This window comes from Nitrospinota bacterium (genome assembly GCA_035528715.1).
GTDB lineage: Bacteria > JADFOP01 > JADFOP01 > DATKYB01 > DATKYB01 > DATKYB01.
In genome coordinates this window covers 1-5,308 of sequence record DATKYB010000087.1, presented here as the reverse complement: position 1 = coordinate 5,308, position 5,308 = coordinate 1, and the positions used below count along the sequence as shown (strand labels likewise).

General features: G+C 35.6%; 6 protein-coding genes. All 6 read left to right on the top strand.

The features are described 5' to 3' along the window. Window positions 1–2 precede the first annotated feature (2 nt). Window positions 3–1,112: an LL-diaminopimelate aminotransferase gene (locus VMW81_06500; GenBank protein ID HUU50589.1), complete on the top strand. Its 1,110-nt coding sequence runs from the start codon at window positions 3–5 to the stop codon at window positions 1,110–1,112. After that, the gene (gene folK / locus VMW81_06495; protein HUU50588.1) at window positions 1,100–1,612 is read left to right on the top strand and encodes a 2-amino-4-hydroxy-6-hydroxymethyldihydropteridine diphosphokinase; all 513 of its coding nucleotides are present in this window, start codon (window positions 1,100–1,102) and stop codon (window positions 1,610–1,612) included. The genes VMW81_06500 and folK overlap by 13 nt, the downstream gene beginning before the upstream one ends. A gap of 273 nt (window positions 1,613–1,885) precedes the next feature. Then, complete coding sequence (gene panB / locus VMW81_06490; GenBank protein HUU50587.1) at window positions 1,886–2,692, top strand: 3-methyl-2-oxobutanoate hydroxymethyltransferase; 807 nt, start codon at window positions 1,886–1,888, stop codon at window positions 2,690–2,692. A gap of 12 nt (window positions 2,693–2,704) precedes the next feature. Next, complete coding sequence (gene panC / locus VMW81_06485) at window positions 2,705–3,550, top strand: pantoate--beta-alanine ligase (GenBank protein HUU50586.1); 846 nt, start codon at window positions 2,705–2,707, stop codon at window positions 3,548–3,550. Between the two features lie 94 nt (window positions 3,551–3,644). Continuing rightward, on the top strand, window positions 3,645–3,983 hold the full coding sequence (locus tag VMW81_06480) for a hypothetical protein (protein ID HUU50585.1): 339 nt from the start codon (window positions 3,645–3,647) through the stop codon (window positions 3,981–3,983). Further along, window positions 3,949–5,308: tetratricopeptide repeat protein (locus tag VMW81_06475; GenBank protein HUU50584.1), on the top strand; the 1,360-nt coding region annotated here is incomplete at its 3' end. The genes VMW81_06480 and VMW81_06475, both read left to right, overlap by 35 nt.

Genomic DNA, 5,308 nt, shown 5'->3' with positions numbered 1-5,308 from the left:
AAATGAAGGAGGAGGCATTAAACAGAGGAATGGATATTATTGATTTAGGAGTTGGAGATCCTGATTTACCAACCCCTACCCATATTATCGATGTTCTAAAGACGGCTGCGGAAAAACCCGTAAACCACAGATATCCCTCTTATGAAGGTTTATTAACCTTTAGAGAAGCAGTGGGTTCTTGGTATAAAAGGAGGTTTGATATCAATCTAGATCCCAAGACAGAAATCCTCTCCCTTATAGGATCTAAAGAGGGCATAGCCCATGTACCTCTTGCCTTCATTAATTATGGTGACAAGGTGCTTATCCCTGATCCCGGCTATCCGGTATATAGGGCAGGGACGATATTTGCTGGTGGAAATCCTGTAGTTATGCCATTAAAGAGAGAAAATAGTTTTCTTCCTAATCTTAATGAAATTGATACAGAAGATGCGAAAGATGCCAAGCTCATGTTTTTAAACTATCCAAATAATCCCACAGCGGCAGTGGCTGGTAATGATTTTTTTGAAGAGGTAGTTCATTTTGCTAAGAAATACAATATTATTGTCTGCCATGATGCAGCCTATACAGAGATGGCCTTTGATGGTTATAGACCTATAAGCTTTTTAACTGTTAAAGGGGCTAGGGATATTGGGATTGAGTTTCACTCCCTTTCAAAGACATATAATATGACAGGATGGAGAATAGGTTTTGCTGTTGGAAATAAAGAAATTATCTCTTGTCTCGGTAGTGTTAAAACGAATATTGATTCTGGAGTATTTCAAGCCGTACAGGAGGCAGGAATTAAAGCTTTAGAAGGGGATCAGGGCATCATAGATGATGCGAGAAGAGTCTATCAAAAGAGAAGAGATATTTTGATTGATGGCCTTAAGAAAGTAGGTCTTGATGTAGATATTCCAAGGGCTACCTTCTATATCTGGATTTCTGTGCCTGAGGGTTACACATCTTCCAATTTTACTACTTATCTTTTATCAAAGGCAGGGATTGTTACTACGCCAGGGGTTGGTTTTGGGAAATATGGGGAAGGATATATAAGGATGGCTTTGACAGTAAGTGAAGAAAGGCTGAAAGAAGCAATTAAAAGAATAAAGGAGATTGGAATATCAGTGGAATAGTAAAAGCCTATATCGGTATTGGTTCAAATAGAGGAGAAAGGATAAAGAACTGTAGAGAAGCTATAAAAAGTCTATCAAAAAGAGAAGAAATTACTGTTAAAAAGGTATCTCCCCTATATGAAAGCGACCCTGTGGGTTATCTGGAACAAGAAGGATTTGTTAATTGTGTTATAGAAATTGAAACTTCACTAGGACCAAGAAAAATTCTGAAGGTCTTATTACAAATAGAAAATTCTATGGGAAGGACAAGGGAGATGAGATGGGGACCGAGGATAATAGATTTAGATCTTCTCATATATAATGATCTGATATTAAAAGAGGATGATCTTGTTGTTCCCCATCCAAGGATGTATGAAAGGAGATTTGTACTACAGCCCCTTTCAGATATTTTCCCAGACTTTTATCATCCTGAATTGAAAAAGAGCATTAGTGAGCTTATTGAGGTTTTAGGAGAAGAACAAAGAGTTAATAGGATTGAATATAAAAAACTTAAGGAATAATTTCATTAATAACTTTCTAACTTAAAAGTTCACTTTCAAAGGAGGGAGGAGCTAAGAGATTTAAAGATAAATTCTTTTAAAAGGTAGCGATGTACCGCTTGGATCTAAATAGAGGACCAAGACGGGAAGGAAAAGTTTATAATTAGGCTAAGCTTTGATTGCGAATGGGAGATTGTATTCACAACTTCCAATTCAATGATTATCTTTATAGTCTGATTTAGAGGCCTTCTGGAATTGGTCCAGAAGGCCTTTTTTTATAAGGAGGCAAAAACCATGGAAAGGAAAAAGATTACAACAACAAAAATCTTTAGCATGAAAAAAGAGGGAAAGAAGATTACCATGTTAACGGCTTATGATTTTCCCTTTGCCAAAATTCTTGATGAAGTAGGAATAGATATCATTTTGGTGGGTGATTCTTTAGGTATGGTCGTCTTGGGTTATCATAACACTACATTTGTAACCTTAGATGATATCATTCATCATACAAAAGCTGTTTCAAGGGCGAACTGCAAGGCAATGATAGTAGCAGACATGCCGTTTCTTACATTTCAGGTATCTAAGGAGGATGCCATTAGAAATGCAGGTCGTTTGATTGCCGAAGGCTATGCTGAGGCAGTAAAGTTAGAGGGAGGTATGGTGGTTGAGGACAGGATAAAGGGGATTGTAGATGCAGGTATACCGGTAATGGGCCATATAGGTCTAACACCGCAATCCTTTTACAAATTTGGAGGTTATAAGGTTCAAGGTAGGGATAGAGTTGAAGAGGAGAGGATTATTGAGGATGCCCTGGCTGTGGAGAGGGCAGGCGCATTTTCTGTGATTTTGGAGGGAATGCCTTTAAAATTGGCTCATAAGATAACTAAAAAGCTAAATATTCCAACAATCGGAATTGGTGCTGGACCTGATTGCGATGGTCAGGTTTTAGTTCTTCATGATATGCTTGGATTATTTGAAGGTTTTACCCCAAAGTTTGTTAAGAAATATGCTGAGCTTGGTCAAATTATAATAAAAGCGGTTGAGGAATTTAGAGATGAAGTAATCAAAGGAGATTTCCCTGATGATGAGCACAGTTATTCTTAGAGGGAAGGCAAAATGAAAATTATAGAATCTGTAGAGGAAATGCAATTTATCTCTAATAAATTAAGAAAGCAGGGTCATATCATTGGTTTAGTTCCTACAATGGGTTTCCTTCATGAGGGTCATCTGAGTCTTATGCGCAAGGCAAAGAAGGATACAGAAAGGTTGATTATAAGCATTTTTGTAAATCCTACTCAATTTATTGCTGGTGAGGACTACGGTCAATATCCAAGAGATATAGAGTCCGATATAAAGAAATCTAAAGAAGTGGGTGTTGATATAGTATTCCATCCAAACGTTGATGAGATGTATTCCGAAAAATTCTATACATATGTAAATGTTGAAAAGATTACAGAAAGGTTATGTGGGAGATCAAGGCCCGGACACTTTAGAGGGGTTGCAACCGTGGTGGCAAAGCTTTTTAACATATGTAAACCTCATAAGGCTTATTTTGGAGAGAAGGACTTCCAGCAGTTACTGGTAATAAAGAAGATGGTCAAGGATCTTAATATGGATGTAGAGGTTATTGGTTTGCCTATCTTAAGAGAGAGTGATGGATTAGCGATGAGTTCCAGAAATAGTTATCTGAGCAAAGAGGAGAGATTATCGGCCCTTTCACTTAATAGGGCACTTAAGAGGGCTGAGGATATGATAAAGAAGGGAGAGTTTAACGCTAAGATAATAATGGATGAGATGGAAAGGATTATAAAATCAGAGAAAAGAACAGTCATTGATTATATTGATATATGTAATCCGGAAACTCTAGAACCTTTTAATGTTATAGAAGATAAAGCTCTTATAGCAGTAGCCGTCACGATTGGCAAAGCCAGATTGATAGATAACTGTGTTGTTTATGTATAGATTTGAAATGGAGAGGAGTTTGTATTGACTTTTTCATGAAGTGTGTTAAATTCTTACTAAGAATAGAAATCTTGAATTTAAATGAATCTATCAAATGTTAAGTAAAATAATAGAATCCATATCTTTTGCACTTTACTGGATTATCTGGAGATTAAAGAACCTTTTTGTTTTAGAGACATATGATAACGATAAACCCGAAATTCAAAAGGTTTCTTCAGAGACTTTATTGAGAGAAAGACCAAAGGAGAATTATGTATTCTCTTCTGGTAAGAAATTTGTCGGTTCTCTAAAGTCCAAAAGAAAAAGATATCACAATCCACAATGTAGATATGCCCTGGGCTTAAGCAGTGAAGATAAGATATGGTTCAAGAATCCAGGAGAGGCTTTAGAGGCAGGTTATGAGGCTTGTAGATTCTGCCATACTGAGGAATAAAGAGCAAATAAAACATAGATTTCCCCTTTTTCTTTTCATCTTCTTAACTATATTCCTGTCATCTCATACATCGATTTATGGCAAAACTTTAAGTCAGGAGTTTCAAATATATTCCTTTGGTATAAAGGCCTATAATGATAAGCTCTATGACTTAGCCATCAAGGAGTTTGAGAAATATCTTGAAAAGTTTCCTAAGGGAAAGAAAAGGGATTTAGTACGGTTTTTTTTGGCGGAATCCTTTTTTTCAAAAGAAGACTATCAAAGGGCTGTAAAGAATTATAAACGTTTGATCAAAGACTACCCAGAGAGCCCTTTAGTTAACAATTCTTTATTGATGATTGGAAAGAGTTATTTTAAAGATCAAAGATACTCCTTAGCAATAGATGAATTTGATAACTTCCTCTCCAGATGGCCAAATAATCAATTGTCTTCGGAAGTATTATACTGGAAAGGAGAATCCTATTTTAATCTTAAAGAATATGAGAAAGCTATAGCTGTTTATGAAAGGTTAGCAACGGAATATCCAAAGAGCCAATATTTAGACTACACATATTATTCTTTAGGAATACTGTATGAGAAGAAAGGTCAATTAGAGAGGTCATTAGAAAATTATCAAAAAGTCTATAAAGATTTTCCTAAGAGTTCATTAGTACCGGACTGTATCTTTCGAGCATCTAAAATTCTCTTTAAACAAAAGAGATTTGAAGAAGCAATGATTAATCTTCAATTCCTCATCAGTCAATATACAGACTTTAACTTATTGGGAGAAGCAAAATTTCAACTTGGAGAGAGTTTTTTTCACATAGGAAATTACGATAAAGCAATCGAGATCTATCTTGGATTTCTTAACGAGAATTCTGATTATCCTTTTTTAAGTAAGGTCTTATATGGATTGGGCTGGTCTTATTATAAAAAAAGAGAATATGATTTGGCCATAGAGTATTTTAAAAAGATGATTCGATTATATCCGAAGGATAAAGATTTGGATAGAGCGATGTATATGGTTGCAAAGGCCTATCTAAGCCAAGAAAAAGATGATATGGCCATAAAGGAGTTAACAAGGATTATAAAGAAGCATCCCAAAAGTGCTTGGTATGAAGAGTCTTTATTAAACAGGGGGCTGATATATTATAAAAAAGGCTTTTATTCCGAGTCATTAAAGGATTATCAGAACATCGTAACATTGTCCAAAAATCGAGAGGTAAAATCCATTGTTTATTATATAATTGGAGAAGATTTATTTCATAAAGGAGATTACAAGGCGGCTATTGGGTACTATTCTGAGGTTATTCATTCTGATCGGGGCAAAGATGAAACATATGATA

Coding starts and splice junctions, on each gene's coding strand:
- VMW81_06500 (HUU50589.1), top strand. CDS start 3: ATGAAGGAGGAGGCATTAAACAGAGGAATGGATATTATTGATTTAGGA.
- panB (HUU50587.1), top strand. CDS start 1,886: ATGGAAAGGAAAAAGATTACAACAACAAAAATCTTTAGCATGAAAAAA.
- panC (HUU50586.1), top strand. CDS start 2,705: ATGAAAATTATAGAATCTGTAGAGGAAATGCAATTTATCTCTAATAAA.
- VMW81_06480 (HUU50585.1), top strand. CDS start 3,645: ATGTTAAGTAAAATAATAGAATCCATATCTTTTGCACTTTACTGGATT.